At 57.5% G+C, this 17,029-nt stretch carries 18 protein-coding genes; 9 read left to right on the top strand and 9 right to left on the bottom strand.

Features of this window, described 5'->3' with window-relative positions; genetic code table 11:
* Positions 1–1,372: 1,372 nt before the first annotated feature.
* Positions 1,373–1,735 (top strand): STAS/SEC14 domain-containing protein, encoded by a 363-nt coding sequence (locus R8G34_14225; protein ID MDW3224020.1) that lies wholly within the window; start codon positions 1,373–1,375, stop codon positions 1,733–1,735.
* Here the strand turns inward: R8G34_14225 and R8G34_14220 are convergent.
* A complete protein-coding gene (locus R8G34_14220) occupies positions 1,727–2,344 on the bottom strand; it encodes an enoyl-CoA hydratase/isomerase family protein (protein ID MDW3224019.1) in 618 nt (205 codons plus the stop codon). The genes R8G34_14225 and R8G34_14220 overlap by 9 nt on opposite strands.
* On the bottom strand, positions 2,341–3,090 hold the full coding sequence (locus R8G34_14215; GenBank protein MDW3224018.1) for an SDR family oxidoreductase: 750 nt from the start codon (positions 3,088–3,090) through the stop codon (positions 2,341–2,343). The genes R8G34_14220 and R8G34_14215 overlap by 4 nt, the downstream gene beginning before the upstream one ends.
* 131 nt (positions 3,091–3,221) lie before the next feature.
* Here R8G34_14215 and R8G34_14210 point away from each other — a divergent pair, with 131 nt between their 5' ends.
* From R8G34_14210 to lpxK, 6 genes are all read left to right on the top strand, one after another.
* Positions 3,222–4,733, top strand: coding sequence for a DUF2125 domain-containing protein (locus R8G34_14210; GenBank protein ID MDW3224017.1), 1,512 nt, complete (start codon positions 3,222–3,224; stop codon positions 4,731–4,733).
* 119 nt (positions 4,734–4,852) lie between these two features.
* The gene (locus tag R8G34_14205) at positions 4,853–6,199 is read left to right on the top strand and encodes a TldD/PmbA family protein (GenBank protein MDW3224016.1); all 1,347 of its coding nucleotides are present in this window, start codon (positions 4,853–4,855) and stop codon (positions 6,197–6,199) included.
* The gene (locus tag R8G34_14200) at positions 6,186–6,974 is read left to right on the top strand and encodes a 3'(2'),5'-bisphosphate nucleotidase CysQ (protein ID MDW3224015.1); all 789 of its coding nucleotides are present in this window, start codon (positions 6,186–6,188) and stop codon (positions 6,972–6,974) included. Before R8G34_14205 ends, R8G34_14200 begins: the two co-directional genes overlap by 14 nt.
* Positions 6,975–7,030: 56 nt before the next feature.
* Positions 7,031–7,273 (top strand): DUF4170 domain-containing protein, encoded by a 243-nt coding sequence (locus R8G34_14195; GenBank protein MDW3224014.1) that lies wholly within the window; start codon positions 7,031–7,033, stop codon positions 7,271–7,273.
* 6 nt (positions 7,274–7,279) lie between these two features.
* Positions 7,280–8,527 carry a glycosyltransferase N-terminal domain-containing protein gene (locus R8G34_14190; GenBank protein MDW3224013.1) on the top strand — a complete coding sequence of 416 codons (1,248 nt, stop codon included), beginning with the start codon at positions 7,280–7,282 and terminating at the stop codon, positions 8,525–8,527.
* Positions 8,514–9,500 carry a tetraacyldisaccharide 4'-kinase gene (gene lpxK, locus R8G34_14185; protein MDW3224012.1) on the top strand — a complete coding sequence of 329 codons (987 nt, stop codon included), beginning with the start codon at positions 8,514–8,516 and terminating at the stop codon, positions 9,498–9,500. The genes R8G34_14190 and lpxK overlap by 14 nt, the downstream gene beginning before the upstream one ends.
* Here lpxK and R8G34_14180 read toward each other — a convergent pair whose 3' ends face one another.
* Genes R8G34_14180 through R8G34_14170 form a run of 3 tightly spaced genes read right to left on the bottom strand, consistent with a single transcriptional unit; the run spans position 9,501 to position 11,813 of the window.
* A complete protein-coding gene (locus R8G34_14180) occupies positions 9,501–10,616 on the bottom strand; it encodes a CaiB/BaiF CoA-transferase family protein (GenBank protein MDW3224011.1) in 1,116 nt (371 codons plus the stop codon).
* A complete protein-coding gene (locus tag R8G34_14175; protein ID MDW3224010.1) occupies positions 10,613–11,290 on the bottom strand; it encodes a DsbA family protein in 678 nt (225 codons plus the stop codon). The genes R8G34_14180 and R8G34_14175 overlap by 4 nt, the downstream gene beginning before the upstream one ends.
* A 13-nt stretch (positions 11,291–11,303) precedes the next feature.
* Positions 11,304–11,813: a DciA family protein gene (locus R8G34_14170; GenBank protein ID MDW3224009.1), complete on the bottom strand. Its 510-nt coding sequence runs from the start codon at positions 11,811–11,813 to the stop codon at positions 11,304–11,306.
* Positions 11,814–11,897: 84 nt separating this feature from the next.
* Here R8G34_14170 and mutY point away from each other — a divergent pair, with 84 nt between their 5' ends.
* Together mutY and R8G34_14160 are read left to right on the top strand one after the other, a co-directional pair.
* Positions 11,898–12,974 (top strand): A/G-specific adenine glycosylase, encoded by a 1,077-nt coding sequence (mutY, locus tag R8G34_14165; GenBank protein MDW3224008.1) that lies wholly within the window; start codon positions 11,898–11,900, stop codon positions 12,972–12,974.
* Positions 12,975–13,127: 153 nt separating this feature from the next.
* A complete protein-coding gene (locus R8G34_14160) occupies positions 13,128–13,553 on the top strand; it encodes a response regulator (protein ID MDW3224007.1) in 426 nt (141 codons plus the stop codon).
* A gap of 42 nt (positions 13,554–13,595) precedes the next feature.
* Here the strand turns inward: R8G34_14160 and R8G34_14155 are convergent, their stop codons facing one another.
* The 4 genes from R8G34_14155 to R8G34_14140 form a co-directional block, all read right to left on the bottom strand.
* A complete protein-coding gene (locus R8G34_14155; protein MDW3224006.1) occupies positions 13,596–14,348 on the bottom strand; it encodes a glucose 1-dehydrogenase in 753 nt (250 codons plus the stop codon).
* Positions 14,349–14,392: 44 nt separating this feature from the next.
* Entirely contained in the window at positions 14,393–14,953 is a 561-nt protein-coding gene (locus R8G34_14150; protein ID MDW3224005.1) for a TetR/AcrR family transcriptional regulator, read from the bottom strand.
* Positions 14,954–15,089: 136 nt separating this feature from the next.
* Positions 15,090–16,187, bottom strand: a complete 1,098-nt coding sequence (locus R8G34_14145; protein MDW3224004.1) for a site-specific DNA-methyltransferase — start codon at positions 16,185–16,187, stop codon at positions 15,090–15,092.
* 85 nt (positions 16,188–16,272) lie between these two features.
* On the bottom strand, positions 16,273–16,902 hold the full coding sequence (locus R8G34_14140; protein ID MDW3224003.1) for a ribonuclease HII: 630 nt from the start codon (positions 16,900–16,902) through the stop codon (positions 16,273–16,275).
* Positions 16,903–17,029: the final 127 nt, after the last annotated feature.

Here is a 17,029-nt window from a genome sequence, read left to right as displayed (position 1 = left end):
GACCTGAGCAATACCACTAATATGGGGCGCCCGATTAATGTTGAACCAGATGGTATTGCCTTTTTGGTTGCCGGAAAACGGCCACGGCTTGGAGTCGGACCTTTGCCGCATGAAGTCTGCAAGCACTTTGGGACAGCAAAATCACAAATACTGCTTTCGAGTGAATCAGCGTGGCATATCCTAAATGAACATGGAGATCACATTGGTCCGTCGGAATTAGCAATGCTGCCGAAAATTCTTCAACTGGGGCGTGGATAAACGACCGAAAAAGACCATTGTGCAATGCTCTTTTTCTCTCAAGAGCAAAAATGGCGCTTCCACGCAGTGGTCAAAGTGACTGGTGACGTGAAGGAGAATTTGGTCGTTTCATTCAGAAGAAGTCGCCGAAAAACCGTACCACGGACAGGCCGGAAAGGTGCAAGGCTCCGTGATCATTGGTAGGCGTAATTTGGGTCATGTGGCAGGGCTTGCCCGTAACCCCATAAATCGCTCCCATATCCCACAAATGGTGCTGCGGTCGGCAGAATATCACCGTGTCAAAGACAACCCCATGCATAGGCCAGCAGCCAATATCCACGTCTCATTGAAAGTCTACAACTGGTGTTTCGTCAATTCGCCGGATCAGAATCCTGTTGATACTCCTATATCCCACAGAAGTAATTGAAATATCATCTACTTCTTCCATAGACATCAAGAAATCCACAGGCCTTATCCAACATATCCACAAAAAAACCCACATCATTGTCAGCCGCAATCTTCCTTTATGCCTGACTTGCCCTCGTCGCTTCTGACTCCATAGGCAGATGTATACGCGCTCAAAGATCCTCGTGTAATCCATGTGCGGCTTTCTGGCGTTCACTTGGCAGTCCTTGCGCCCGTTTGCGGCCCCGCTTTGAGCGCCCCTGACACGACTCTGCGCATTTCGCCCTTATGGAAATCATTAGTCATCTCGCGCGGCATCTTGAGCGCCATAGGCTCTGCCCCATACATGGGAAGTAGGGCGTCAACGTATTCGAGTCTGTCGCCCTCATAGCGCACAATCTCTGGCCTCACGAAATGCAGGGTATCAGGTACGGTCTATTGCCTGAGGGGGTAAAAGTATCTGCGCGTTATAGAAATTCGTTGCCAGATCCCAAAGTGTCATACTTGGTGCATTTGATATTTTGCGCCACACATTGGCACCGCGAGATTTAATCATCCCTCACGGAGGCAGAAGTGGTACGTCCCTATGCGTCTGTGCCGGCCTTGCGACAACTTCTACGGCCAAAAAAGTTCACAGTCCAAGTTCGCAAGCGCCGCAAGGGTTGATCCCTGTCAATACGTCTGCAAATGGAACGTTCTAGTGTCGCTGTACCAAAAAAAGAGGTGCGATATGACCGTTAGGTATAGCGAAAACGATGCCACGCGCACGGCCGAGATCACAGTTTCCGGCCGCATCACCGAGCAGGATTACCAAGAGGCTGTTACGCCTCTGCAAGCCTTCATCGACAAGCATGGCACCATCAAGTTCATCGAAATCCTGGAGAGTTTTGAGGGTTTTGAAGCCTCGGTCATCTGGCAGGGCATCAAGTTTGATATCAAAAACCTGAAACATATCAGCCATGTTGCCGTGGTCAGCGACATTGGTTGGGTCAGTCCGCTGTCCAAAGCGGCGGGCGCATTCATGTCGACGAAATTGCGCACGTTTGATCTTGATCAGGTGGATGCGGCGCGGGACTGGCTGGCCTCAGTCTGAGACCTCGCACATCCTCTTGATCTGTTGTGCATGGCCGGATTTGGCGGCAATGACATCCGCGACCAGACCTCTCGCATGATCCAGTATGTCTTCGGCCGGAATGATCTGGTCGATCAGACCAAAGCGCAAGGCCTCTTCTGCGCCGATTTTTTGCCCGCCCATCAGGATCAGCTTGGTGCGGGCTGGCCCAATCAAACCCGCCATCCGAACGGGATCGCTCGGTTGTGGCAGAAATCCCAGTTTCATCACCGGATAGAAAAACGTCGCATGCGCGGGCGCGATCCGTACATCACAGGCCAGCGCCATGCCCGTCGCCCCACCCGCAAGTGTTCCGTTCAACGCCGCAACCGACAAGCCCGGCAAAGCTGCAATTGCTGCGGAAAGCTCTTCCCACAGCGGCGATGTGGCCAGCCCGGCGCGTGCCGCCTCCAGATCAGCACCCGCACTAAACACGCGGCCCCGCCCGGTCAGGATCACAGCGCGTGCCTCTTGCGCCGCACGCATCACCTCGACCAGTTGCGACAACATCTGCTCGTTCAACGCGTTGGCCTTGTCCGGACGATTCAACGCAACGATCCAGACATCGCCCGCGCGGTCGATATCTATCATATCAAGCCGACCTGCTGGCGCACGCCTTCATCGCGCAATGATATTTCCTGCCCACAGAACGAATCCGCCGCAGGGCTGCACATCCACAACAGCGCTTTGGCCGGCCAGTCCGCAGGTATGTGGTCCTCCCACGCCAGTTGGCTCACGGGATTGATGCCGCTGGTTTTAATCTCGCGTTGCATCTGCGTGGCCACGGTGCCGGGCGACAATCCGATGGCGCGGATGCCGTGAGCGGCCTCTTCCTTGTCCAGACACCGCGTCAACATGTTCACCGCCGCTTTGGACGCACAATAGTGGCTCCAGGCCTCGACCGGCCCATGCGCTGCACCGGAACTGATGGTCAGAACCGACCCACCGCCCCCCGCCTTCATCACCGGGACCGCCGCACGCATGCCATAGAAAACGCCCTTGAGGTTGATATCAATCACATCGCCCCAGGCGTCGACTTCTGCATCTGACAGATGCGAGATGGGCTCGATCACACCTGCGTTATTGATCAACACGTCCAATCCGCCAAAAGTCTCTACTGTGGCATCCACAGCCGTCGCCACCTCGCGGGCATTGGCAACGTTGCAAGGAATGGCAATCGCGCGCGTGCCGATCTCTCCGGCGAGGTCCGCAATATCCTTCTGACCCCTTGCCAGCAACGCCACATTCGCACCAGCGGCTGCGAAAACCCGCGCGGCCTCGGCGCCAATACCCCGACTGGCCCCCGTGATCAGAACCGTTTTGCCCGTCATGTCCATATGTTGTGCTCCCTGAGGTTACTGCCTTGTGGTAATGTGCCGCGCATGAAGGGTCCAGCCCCCGGTTCCCCTTGACCATTCCGGGGCCGTGGCTGACTGTGCGCGCAAAATCTGTTTATAAGGATCACCTCATGCCATTTATCAGTTTCCGCAGCACCGCGACTGCTGCCTTTGCCCTTCTTGCCGCGCAAACAGCACAAGCAGATATTGGCGCACAAGAAGTCTGGAGCAATTGGCAGTCCTATTTCGACAGCTCTGGCTTTGACGTATCAGCGACTGAGGTGCAATCGGGCAATAGGCTGACTCTCAGTGATCTGGTCCTGACCATGCCGGGCGTGGAAGGCCAAAACGATGCCGTCATAGAGATGGAACAGGTTACCTTTACCGAAAATGGCGATGGCACCGTCGGCATCGACGTGCCCGACGTGATGCCGGTCCAGATGCAGGTCGTCGGCGAAGAAGGCGAAACCGCAGACATCGACATGGAAATCCGTCAGTCCGGTCTGATCTCGACGGTTTCGGGTGTGCCAACAGAAATGATCAACGCCTATTCCGCGCAAAGTGTTGATCTTGTTTTGACTGGCCTGACTGTTGATGGCGAAACCATGGGTGATGATATTGCAAGCTTTATCCTTGGCATCAAGGACATGGCGGGCAGCACAAAATCGACTGTGGGCGGCAAACGCGTGTTTGACCAAGACATGACAGCCAGCGGCGTCACCTTTGATTTTTCATTCGTTGATCCAGAAGGCAGCGGCGACATCAAAGCGAACGGTCAAATGGCGGATGTCAACTTCAGTGGATCAAGCGCATTGCCGCTGGCCAAAATGGATGCAGGCGACATAAATGCGATGTTGGCGGCCGGTATGAACGGCGACGGAACCTTTGCCTACTCCGCAGGCGCGTCAAATATGCGCGTGACGGAGAACAACGTGGAAGCTTTCAGCAGCGCGACCACCTCCACCGGCGGCACCCTTGATGTGGCCATGTCCCCAGAGGGCCTTACCTATTCAGGTGGGCAAAATAACCTCAAACTGGCCATGACATCTCCTGATTTACCGGTTCCGCTGGACATCGATATGGTGAAGTCCAGCTTCAACCTGACCATGCCCATTCAAAAATCTGAAGAGGCGGAAGATTTCGCACTAGGTTTCTCTCTCAATGATTTCTCCATGTCCGAGGCGCTCTGGGGCATGTTTGATCCCGGCGCGCAACTGCCACGCAATCCGGCCACCATCGCCCTGGATCTGACGGGCAAAGCCAAGGTTCTGGTGGATATGTTTGCGACCAGTCCAGAGGTTCTGACCAGTGCCCCGGCGGAATTGGAAACCGTGGACATCAATAAATTGCAGATCACCGTGGCGGGTGCAGAACTGACCGGAGAGGGCGCGTTTCGCTTCAAAAACGACGCGCCCGGAGGCATGCCACAGCCTATTGGCGTTGCGGATCTATCGCTGGTCGGCGGGAATAAATTGATCGACACGTTGGTTGCGATGGGGCTGCTGCCCGAAGATCAGGCGATGGGTGCGCGTATGATGATGGGCCTGCTGGCGGTGCCCGGAGATGCCCCTGATACGCTCAATTCCCAGATCGAGATGAACGAACAGGGTCACATTCTGGCCAACGGTCAACGGATCCAGTAGTCTCACTCACCTCCTTCAAAGGATAATCGGGGCGCATTCCGCGCCCCTTTTAAGTACGTGCCCTTGCGGTGGCCGGGCTGCGCGGCTACCTGAGGTGGGACCTCTCTGGAGCCTTTCTTATGACCCATTCCCCTGAAACCCTGACAGCACAGCTGTTGCAAGCCGCAAAGGACGCGGGTGCCGATGCCGCTGATGCCATGGCGCTTCAGGGGGCTGCTGTGAGTATCGAAGTGCGCGCAGGGGCCTTGGAGCAGGCCGAACGCTCCGAAGGGGTCGATCTGGGTTTGCGTGTTTTTGTGGGCCGGAAAAGTGCAACGGTCTCGGCCTCTGATACGCGGCCTGAAACACTACAGGAAATGGCTGTGCGCGCGATTGCCATGGCCCGCGAAGCGCCCGAAGATGAATTTGCAGGCCTCGCCACGCCGGATCAACTGGTACGTGATTTCGATGTTGATGTGTTGGAACTACACGACCCGGCGCCAGAACCCTCCCCCGCCAGCCTGCAAGAGGATGCGGTGCAGGCCGAGGCGGCCGCACTGGAAAACAAAGGCGTCAGCCAGGTGCAATCCGCCAGTGCGGGGTATTCCGCACGTCAGGTCCATTTCGCTGCCACAAACGGATTTTCAGGCGGTTATGCCCGAACCGGACGCGGCCTGTCCTGTGTTGCCATCGCGGGCACCGGCGCAGGCATGGAGCGGGATTACGACGGTGATAGCCGCACGTTCCAATCGGACTTGCGCAGCGCTGAAGAGATCGGGAAACGAGCCGCCGCGCGGGCCGTGGAACGGTTGGACGCGCGCAAACCGCGCACCGGGACTTTCAACGTTCTGTTTGATGAACGCGTCTCTTCCTCTCTGATCGGGCACCTGTTGATGGCCGTGAATGGATCTTCCGTGGCGCGTGGTGGGTCCTGGCTGCGCGAAGCCATGGGCGATGCTGTCCTGCCGGATCATTTGTCCCTCGTTGAGGACCCGCACCGCCCCCGTGCCTCCAGTTCACGACCGTTCGATGCGGAAGGGTTGCCCACCAAGCCGCGCAATATCGTAGAAAATGGCATCCTGACGGGCTGGACGCTTGATCTGGCAACAGGGCGCAAATTGGGCATGGCTTCAACCGCAAATGCCGCACGCGGCACCTCCTCCCCGCCATCGCCCTCCAGCTGGAACGTGGCGCTCACGCAAGGCACAGCCAGCCGCGAGGACTTGATCCGCGATATGGGCACGGGGTTGTTGGTCACCTCCATGATTGGTTCCACGATCAATCCCAATACCGGGGACTATTCGCGCGGGGCGGCGGGGTTCTGGGTCGAAAACGGCCAGATCGCAGAGGCCATCAATGAATGCACCATTGCCGGAAACCTGCGCGATATGTTGCGCAGCATTGTGCCTGCAAACGACGCGCGCACGCATCTGAGCCGTGTCGTGCCGTCGCTTCTGGTGCCGGGAATGACCCTTGCAGGCAACTGATCTTGATCTGTTGACGGATGCCGCGCGGCTTGCAGGTCGTGTGGCCACCAGCTTTGTCGGCAAAACCGCGCAATCCTGGGATAAACCGGATGGCGCAGGCCCGGTGACCGAAGCCGATCTGGCGGTGAACACAGCGCTGGAAAACGTGCTCCGTACCGCGCGGCCAGAATATGGCTGGCTTTCGGAGGAGTCCGAGGACACAGGCGCGCGGTTTCAGCATGAAACGGTGTTCATCATCGACCCGATTGACGGCACCCGCAGCTTTGTTGAAGGGTCCCGCACATGGGCCCATTCCATTGCCATTGCCCATAAGGGTGAGGTCACAGCAGCCGCTATTTTCCTGCCCCTCCGCGACAAACTCTATTCCGCCGCACGGGGGCGGGGCGCGTTTCACAATGGCGTGCGATTGTCCGCAAGCGATCAAAGGGATCTGAACACGGCGGAAATTCTCGCGACCAAACCTGTTATGAAAACCGACCACTGGCCCAGAGGGTTGCCGGGCTTCAACAGATCTCATCGCCCCTCTCTGGCCTATCGCTTGGGGCTGGTGGCGGAAGCGCGCTTTGATGGCATGCTGACATTTCGCCCCAGTTGGGAATGGGACATTGCAGCCGGTGCTTTGATCGTGACCGAAGCGGGCGGGCTTTGTACGGATAAAACCGGCGCACCGCTCCGTTTCAACAACCCGGAACCGTTGCTCAATGGCGTGATCGCGGCCGGCCCTGCCTTGCATGCCGATGTTCTTCAGGCACTTGCACCTACCGGCATGCCTTGACCCGGACGCATAGATACGCAAACTTCCGCCGACCGTTCTGACCCAAAGGAAACCCCATGACCCAGCGCCTGCACCTTGTGTTTGGAGGAGAGCTTGTCGACCCCAGCAAGACCGTCTTCAAGGATGTCGATGACCTGCATATTGTCGGGATTTTCCCGGATTACGAAAAAGCCTTCAATGCTTGGAAATCCGAAGCCCAGCGGACCGTGGACAACGCGCATATGAGATATTTCATCGCGCATCTACACCGTCTGCGGGACGAAGAGGCCGAAGCCTCGTCAACGGAAGAACTGGAATAAAACGCCATGGGCCGTTCCTTTGGACTGTCGGCCTATCGCGCGCTGACCCACAGGTCGGCCAGCCGGTCGTTTGTGCCGAGCACCGCACGCCCCTTTGGTGAGCTCTTATGGGTTCACTCAGCAGAACCTTCCAACCTCCTGGCCATCCAGGATCTGGCTGAAAGGCTCTGCGCCACCCGCGCTGATCTGCATGTCTTGATCACCTTGCCGGATCGCGAAACGCTGGACCGGGCGCGCACGACCACCGCGCGGCACCCGAGCGTCTTGCTTGAGGAAATCCCTTCCGAACATCCGGAAGCGGTTGAGTGTTTTCTGAAGCACTGGGCGCCAGACATGTGCATCTGGACATGGGGGCATTTGCGGCCAAACCTATTGTTTCTGGCGTATGACGCCGGTTGCCCGATGGCGTTGATCGATGCCGGAAAAGACGGGTTTGACGGACGTCGTGACCGCTGGCTTCCTGATCTGTCGCGCGATTTGCTGTCGAACTTTATTGCTGTGATGACCCGGTCCGCTCAGGCTCTGCATCGTCTTGAAGGTCTTGGTCTGAAATCCAGCGAAATTCAGATGACACCTCCGTTGCAGGCCGGCGGTCAGGCGTTACCGTGCAAGGATTCCGATCTGAACGACATGGCCGCCGCCCTTGCGGGGCGTCCGGTGTGGCTGGCGACGTCGGTTCAGGACAACGAAGCCAACGCGATTTTAACAGCCCATCGTCAAGCCCTGCGGTATTCCCACAGGCTTTTGTTGATCCTGCATCCTGCGCAGCGCCGCCTGGCCGCGCAGTTTGCCGAACGCGCGACGCAGGAAGGGTTTCGGGTTTGTGATTGGGTCACCGAGGGCGATCCAAGCGAGGCCACGCAAGTCATGTTGGCCGAGGATAGTGAGGACCTTGGCCTGTTTTACAGGCTGGCGCCCGTGTCCTTTCTGGGAAGCTCGCTGATGCCTGGATATGGCGGATGCAACCCTTTCGAGGCGGCCGCTCTGGGCTCTGCGGTTCTTTATGGACCAAATGTCAGACGCTACATGCCGTTTTACACGCGCTTGGCCAATGCAGGCGCGGCACGCATCGTAAATGATGCGCAGTCGCTCGGCACTGCGGTGACCCGTCTGATTGCGCCTGATCAGGCCGCCGCCATGGCCCATGCAGGATGGGACGTGATTAGCGATGGCGCTGAACTGGTTGACAAGGTCATTGAGCTTGTCGAAACCACGCTGGATGATCGGTTGGAGCGCGCTCATGCGCACCCCTGAGTTCTGGTTTACGCCCCCGGACAAAGCCACCTTCACCGCGCGCTTGCTCAGCCCGTTAGGGCGGCTTTATGCGTGGGGCACTGCGCGCCGGATAGCGCGGACAACGCCGCTCAAACTGGATGTGCCGGTGATCTGCGTTGGCAATGTCAATGCGGGCGGCACCGGTAAAACCCCCACTGTGATCGCAGTCGTCGAGCATTTGGCGAACCGCTTTCACGCACCTCATGTTGTCACGCGCGGCTATGGTGGGCGGCTCAAAGGCCCCCTGCGGGTAGATCCCGCGCGTCATTCAGCAAGCGATGTGGGGGATGAACCGTTACTGCTCGCAGCCTTTGCCGAGGTCTGGGTCGCCGAGGACCGCGCCGCGGGGGGACGGGCGGCCCAAGAAGCCGGGGCGAGCGTGGTGATCCTCGATGACGGGTTTCAAAACCCGTCTCTGCACAAAGACATCAGTATTGTGGTGGTGGACGCCGCGCGCGGGTTTGGCAACGGGCGCTGCGTGCCTGCGGGGCCTCTGCGCGAACCGGTTGATATAGGGCTCGCGCGTGCTGATCTTTTGCTGTCCATCGGAGATCGCCCAGCGCAGGACGGGTTTGATCCGCGCAGCGCCATCCCGCATGTCCGCGGCGCTCTCATGCCCTTGCAAACCGGGATGGACTGGGCGGACGAACGTGTTGTCGCCTTTGCCGGGATCGGTCATCCGGAAAAGTTCTTTGCCACCCTGCGCGGGCTTGGCGCAAATGTCATACACGCCGAACCACTGGAGGATCACCAACCGCTGACCTCAGCCCTCCTGGGCCGTTTGGAATCGGATGCCAAAACCCACCGCGCGCAATTGGTCACCACGGAAAAGGACGCGGTGCGCTTGCCCGCGTCCTTTCGCACAAAGGTGATTACCCTGCCCGTACGGCTCCGGTTTGAAAACGAGTCAAACGCGCTTTTTGATCAGTTAGACGCGCTGCCAACGCCCTGATCAGGGATCGTTTTCGCCGAGATTTGGGGCGGGTCGGTGCAATGCCAGACCCGCATCTGAAAACGTGAACGGCGACCGGACACCAGGCACACCGTCCAATTCCACCTGCATCCCACGCGCGCGGACCTGCGGATCAGCCATCACATCATCCATGTGGTTGATCGGTCCCGCTGGTACACCTTCAAGCTCACAAGCCGCCAGAAGGTCATCACGCGTGCGTAGACGCGTGGCCCCGGTCAGGCGTGAAATCATCTCTTCTCGATGCGCCAGGCGGTCCACGTTTTTCAGGAAACGCGGCGCGGTGATCATGTCTTCCAGCCCCAGCAATTTACATAGCCGTTGGTATTGCCCGTCATTCCCGGTCGCGATGATGATGTGGCCATCCGCGCAATCAAACACCTGATAAGGGGCCAGATTGACATGCGCATTGCCCATTCGTTTTGGAGGCGTGCCCGTGGTCAGGTAATTCATCGCCTGATTGGACGTGACCGCCACGGCGACATCCATCAAGGACATGTCGATATGTTGCCCGCGACCTGTGCTGTGGCGCTGATGCACGGCCGCCAAAATCGCCGTTGTCGCATAGACGCCCGTTAGAATATCTGTGATCGCGATGCCGTATTTCTGCGGCTGGCCCTCGGGTTCACCCGTCAGAGACATCAGCCCGGACATGCCCTGAATGATGAAATCATACCCCGCGCGCGTCGCATAGGGACCGGTATGCCCAAATCCGGTGATGGAACAGTATATCAGCTGCGGGAAATCCTGCGCGAGGCTGGCATAATCGAGCCCGTATTTCGCCAAACCGCCGGTCTTGAAATTTTCCACCAGAATGTCGGCATCGACCAACAGGTCCCTGACCTTCTGGCGGCCTTCCTCGGTGCGAAAATCAGCTGTGACCGATTGTTTGCCACGGTTGGTTGAATGGAAATAGGCGGCGGATTCATCCTCGTCGCGGGTGACAAAGGGCGGGCCCCACTGGCGGGTATCATCTCCCGCCATGCTTTCCACTTTGATGACGTCACACCCCAGGTCCGACAGCGTCTGACCCGCCCAGGGGCCGGCCAGAACACGGGCCAGTTCGACGACCTTGAGACCAACAAGAGGTGCGCTCACTCCCCGGCTGCTGCGTCGATGATCGCCGCCATGTCGGCATAGGGCATGTTGGAGTGCTTTTCACCGTTGATCAGAAAGCTGGGCGTGCTTTCCACACCATCAGCCGTTGCATTTTCCTGATACCAGGCGACCAGCGTCTGCGCCTTTTCCCCATCCTGAAGGCAGGCTTCCATGGTCTCTGCATCAAGTCCGGCCAGACGACCAATCTTGCGCAACTCTGCGACAATGGCGGTCGGCTCCCCCGCACGGGCCCATTCGGATTGGCCTGCATAAATCAGGTCCGCCATACCAAAGAATTTCTCCGGCGTGCCGGCACAGCGCGCAATCATCGAGGCCCAGAGACCATAGCGGTCAAAATAGACCTCGCGGTAGACGAAATTGATCTTGCCGGTATCAATGTAATCGGCCTTCAACTCCTTGTAGGCGCCCGCGTGAAAAGACGCGCAATGCGGGCAGGTAAAGGATGCATACTCAATCACGGTTACAGGTGCATCCGGATTGCCCAGTGACATTTCGGCAATCGTGGATGTATCAATCTCTGCGCTGGCTTCTTGCGCATTTGCAGCCCCCAGCGGATTGGCAGGGGTCACCGACGTTGTGCTCGGAGAGGTCACGAAATACGCCCCAACCCCCAAGACGGCCACAGCGGCAGAAACGATCATTAAACGCGACATCGGCATTTCCTTTTCAACGGTTTGTTTTGTTCAGAATGTTTTCGCCCAGTTGCGCCAGGGCATCCCGCAGCCCCACATCGCGCACCGGGCTGGCGGTCTCGGCGGCCTGTTGGCGCACTTCTGGCGGGCTCTCCGGGTCCTGTGCCTGGGATGTCTTGGCCTCAAACAGCACCTGCCCTTCGGCAAATCCGGTAGCCGCAGTTTGTGTGATCCGCACCCGCGCAATGGCGTTATAGCCATAGACAGCATTCACCTTGGCGCGCATCTGTTCTTTTTGCATCTCCAGCATGGGCGCATTGGCCCCCGTGGTCAGAAGCGTCAGCGTCGCGCCCATCCCGCCCCGACCATAGCTGACCTCAACAGGGCGCGAGATGGCGGCGATATCCTTACCCATCACCTCAGACCACTGCGTCAACAGACGACTTTGCGCGAATCCCCGGCTTTCCGACGCTGCCCTGATCCGCCCCGTCAAAAGACTGGAGGTGCGGGTAAAGCCTTTTGTACTGGCGCGTCGGGGTGGCATCGCTATCTTTCACAGGATCAGTTGCCATATCATAGACAATTGGCGCCACCGCAACCAGTCAAAGCCGATGGATGATTATAAACATTGCGTGAAAAGCTTCAAAACCCCGTGACGCTCGGCGATGAACTACTGGCGTGGTATGACGTTCATGCGCGCACCATGCCCTGGCGCGTCCCGCCGCAGAATCGCCTCGAAGGGCAAGCGCCCGATCCTTACCGCGTATGGATGTCCGAGGTGATGTTGCAACAGACCACTGTTGTGACCGTCAAGGACTACTTTGAACGGTTTACCGCGCGCTGGCCGACGGTCCGCGACCTTGCGGCCGCGCGCGATGCGGATGTGATGGGGGAATGGGCGGGGCTTGGATATTACGCACGCGCACGCAACCTTTTGAAATGCGCACGTGCCGTCGTGGCCGATCATGGCGGGTACTTTCCGGCGGACCATGCAGCCCTGTTGAAACTGCCGGGCATTGGCCCCTACACAGCCGCCGCAATCAGTTCGATCGCCTTTGATCTGCCCTACGCGGTGCTTGATGGAAATGTCGAACGTGTAATGGCGCGTCTGCATGACATTCACACGCCGCTGCCCGAGGCAAAGCCTGCGTTGATGATATATGCCGAGGCCCTGACGCCCGCATCGCGTCCCGGTGATTACGCACAGGCAGTCATGGACCTGGGCGCGACGATCTGCACACCCAAATCCCCCGCTTGTGGCATTTGCCCCTGGCGCGATCCTTGTCTTGCGCGTCTGCGCGGAACTGCACCCGATTTGCCGAAAAAGACTCCCAAGAAACCCAAACCCACGCGTCGTGGCAGTATATATTTGGGAACGCGAAACGATGGTGCGTGGTTGCTGGAAACGCGTCCTGAAAAGGGGCTTTTGGGTGGCATGCTGGGCTGGCCGGGCTCCGATTGGGTGGACATTACCGATAACCCTCCCGATGCCATCCCTCCAGCACCCGGCGCGTGGCGCGAGTTGGACGGCGAGGTGCGTCACACCTTTACCCATTTCCATTTGACCTTGCGCGTTTTCACCGCGCAGATTGACCCGTCAATCGCACCGGAACGTGGCACCTTCCTGCCAAAGGATGAATTTCGCCCTTCCGACCTGCCGACTGTGATGCGCAAAGCATTTAATCTGGCTCAGGGCGTATTTTGAGGGTGTCCTGTTGTTTGATCCCTGCAAGTAATTTTGTCGTTTTGGTCGCTCAAACCGGTGCAGGAATAATTGTGCCTCGGTGATCCGGGACACCATATATTAAGGCTTTTGTGTGACAGAAGGTGTTCCGGCTGATCGAGGCGAGGACCGAGAATGCAAGCACAAATCGCAACAACACGCGCGGCAAAACCGACAAAAACCTGCCTGGTGGTTGAGGACAATATCTTTGATCAAGAGCGGATCAAACGCATTATGGACAAGAGCTTTCAGGGTGTTTTTGTGGCCATGGCCTCAACGCTCGAAGACGCGCGCGCACACATGGCGCGATACCAAACCAGCATGATCCTGCTCGACAATAACCTTCCCGACGGAAACGGTGCAAATTTTGCGGTCGAATTGGCGGAAAAGCCGGAATTTGCAGGCATTCCGATTATCATCGTCAGTGATTGGCCAACACCCTTCATGTTTGACAAGGCCCAGTCCGCAGGCGTGATTCATGTGGTTAACAAATCGGATTTTGGGGCGCGCTACATCCACGCCGCCCTTAATCACAAAGTAAAGAGGCCGCGCCTGAATTAGAGCGGGTGGAGCCTGTAACAAAGCACAGGCTCTTACCTTTGCTCAATTACGGCCCGCCATCACGCCGCCATCCACAGGCAAGACCGTGCCCGTGATCCAGCCTGCGTTTTCAGAGGCCAGAAACAGAATCGCTTCGGCAATATCGCTTGGTTGACCATTACGCCCCAAAGGGTGAAACGCATTGAACGTGGGCAGGGTCGTTGCCACTTCTTCCTCAGATAAAAACGTATTGTAAACAGGTGTTTCCACTACGGCCGGTGCCACCGCATTGATCCGGATTTTGTGGCTCGCGAGTTCCAGCGCCAAGTTGCGCACCATCTGATGGACACCAGCATTGGCCGCAGAATAAGCAGCCGATGGCGTCGCCCCGATCGCTTGCAGCGCCCACATGGATCCGGTTTGCACAATGGCACCGCCGCCGCGTGCGATCATGGATTTGGCAGCCGCCTGCGCCATGAAGAACTTGCCTTTGAGGATCGTGTCCACAAAAGCATCATATTCCGCTTCGGTTTGCTCCAGAAAGGGTTTGGGGCTGAAAATACCGGCGTTGTTGATCAAGATGTCAACACCGCCATACGCTTTTTCGGCCGCAGTCACGATGCGCTGCGCCGTGCGGATATCGCCGATATCCCCCGCGACGGCTGTGGCACCGATGCTCTGCGCAGCAGCTTCCAGTTTCGCGGGATCGCGTCCGTTGATGACAACATTGGCACCTGCTTTTGCAAAGCGCGAGGCAACTTCGAGCCCGATACCGGATGCACCGCCGGTCACGATCACTGATTTATCTTTGAACACCTTATATTCTTCCTACTAGTTGGTTGGTTGATAGGTCAAAATTTTTAGAGGATACGGGCGGCCATTAGTTTTACCGCTTGGTCGAAGTCCGACATCTCACCACTCGCCCGCGCGATCAGCTGCGCACCTTCCGCCAGGGCAAGGCAGGCCTGCGCCTCCTCCGCTGGATCGCGCACATTCGCAACCGTCTGATCCAATGCGGCTTTTTCAAAGACAAATTCCAGCCACGCGAGGCTTTCTGCATGAAACCGGTTCACCTGACGCAACACCTGCGCATCGAAACTGTTGTGACTGACGCTGAACGAGATGCACAGGCACACCTGTTCCCCCCCGTCCATTGCCGACTTGTATAGCGCCAGATATGCGCCCAATTGGGCCCCGGCTGTTTTATGCTGGGTTGAAATCTTGGATAATTCGGCGACAAAACCCTCGCGGTATCGCGTCACCATCGACAGGGCCAGATCGGCCTTGGTTGGAAAGTGGTGGTGGATACTGGCCTTGCGAATCCCGACGGCCTGCGCCAAATCCGCATAGCTGAAGGCATCAAAGCCCCGTCTGCGGGCAAGCTTTTCAGCGGCATCAAGAAGAGATGTTTTCGTATCCATACCTACCAAGTAGTAGGTAGTATCTCAATCGTCAAGAAAAAAAACCCCGCCACGAAGGGCGGGGTCAGTTGAGTGCCTTCTCAGGCAGCCTCTTTAAGGGGCCGCAGGCACCGGCGGTGTTCGAATTAAAAGTGGATCAACTGGTCATTTCTGATCGGATCTGCTGGCGCAGGACATCAATGGGAACTTTGTTGCCGTCGCGCTTAAAGGTCCAATAGGTCCAGCCATTGCAACTTGGCGCGCCCTCCAGATGGGCACCGACCTGATGGATGGACCCTTTGACATCGCTGCCGATCAATGTGCCATCCGCGCGAACCTTGGCGATCTGGCCCCGCGGGGAATACAATTCCTCACCCGGGCGCAACATCCCGCGCTCCACCAGTTGACCAAAAGGAACGCGCGGCTCAGCGCGTTTGGACGTCGACACTTGCAGCGCTTCGCGGTCAAACTTGCGCGTATTGGCGATCCGCTTCTCGGCCACCTTGCGGTAGGCCGCCTCGCGCTCAATCCCGATGAAATCCCGGCCCAGCATCTTGGCCACAGCACCCGTTGTCCCGGTACCAAAAAACGGATCCAGAATGACGTCACCCGGATTGGTCGATCCCACCAGAACGCGGTGCAACAGACTTTCAGGTTTTTGCGTCGGATGCGCCTTTTCACCCTTGTCGTCTTTCAAACGCTCATGCCCGGTGCAGATAGGCAGCACCCAATCAGAACGCATTTGAATACCTTCGTTCAGCGCTTTCAACGCCTCATAGTTGAACGTGTATTTGCTGGCCTCGTCCCGACCTGCCCAGATCATCGTTTCATGGGCGTTGGTGAAACGCTTGCCCCGGAAATTCGGCATCGGGTTGGACTTGCGCCAAACCACGTCGTTCAGGATCCAATATCCTTGATCCTGAAGCGCCGCGCCGACCCGGAAGATATTGTGATAGCTGCCGATGACCCAAATTGCGCCGTTAGGTTTCAGCAAACGCCGCGCTGCCTTGAGCCAGGCCCGCGTAAATTCATCATAGGCTTTAAAGCTGGAAAACTGGTCCCACTCATCATCAACCGCGTCCACGCGGCTGTTGTCCGGGCGATGCAAATCCCCTTTGAGCTGCAGATTATAGGGCGGATCTGCAAAGATCAGATCAATCGACGCCTCCGGCAGACTGTTCATCATTTCGATGCAATCGCCGTTCAGAATCGTGTTTAAAGGAAGCGCGGTTGCGCCTTTGGTTTTGGTCATCATGTCTGCCTCTGTCCCGGTGCTTATGCACTCGTTGGTTGAGCTCAGCATGAGTCAAACCTGATTCGCGGTCAATTTCTTTTTTGAATCAATACTTTATGTTTTTATCTTGATACAACATATTGTGTACGGGTTTGAACGTACGTCTATGGTGTGGGGTTGGCCCAAGATTTTGCAGCGCAGACATGTGACTTTTTGATCCATATCCCATGTTTGTCTCCCAGCCATAGCCCGGATGCTGTTGCGCCAAATCCACCATCAGCTTGTCACGGCAGATTTTGGCGACAATTGACGCCGCAGAAATCGACAAACATCGGGTGTCCCCTTTGACCACCGGCTGCGCAGAGATATTTAAACCATGCGGGATCATCGACCCATCGATCAGCACGTGATCCGGCGGGTGCGCCAATCCGGCCAGCGCGCGGCGCATCGCGATGTGGCTGGCGCGCAGGATGTTGTGTTGTTCGATTTCTTCCACGCTGGCATGGGCTACGGAAACCTCCGCGCAGTCTTCCAGCAGTTCAGCCAAATATATCCGCTTTTTGATCGAGAGCTGTTTTGAATCGTTCAAACCCTCAGGAATGCGCGCGGGATCCAGAACAACGGCCGCCGCCGTCACGGGCCCGGCCAATGGGCCGCGTCCGACCTCATCCACGCCGGCCACGCGCAACAGGCCCTTGGCCATCGCCGCTTGTTCCATTTCAAAATCTGGTTTCATCCAAGTGTGATCCAACGAACGCCGCGAAAGCGCAAGACCCTAACGCCAGACAAAAAACGCCCCCGGGAAGGGGGCGCGTTACTTGTTAAAATGCAAGGTCGCGCCCGAACGCAACCTTGCAGGGTCA

Source organism: Paracoccaceae bacterium, assembly GCA_033344815.1.
GTDB lineage: Bacteria > Pseudomonadota > Alphaproteobacteria > Rhodobacterales > Rhodobacteraceae > Roseobacter.
The sequence above is the reverse complement of the archived record's forward strand: the minus strand, read 5'-3'. Positions and strand labels throughout refer to the sequence as shown.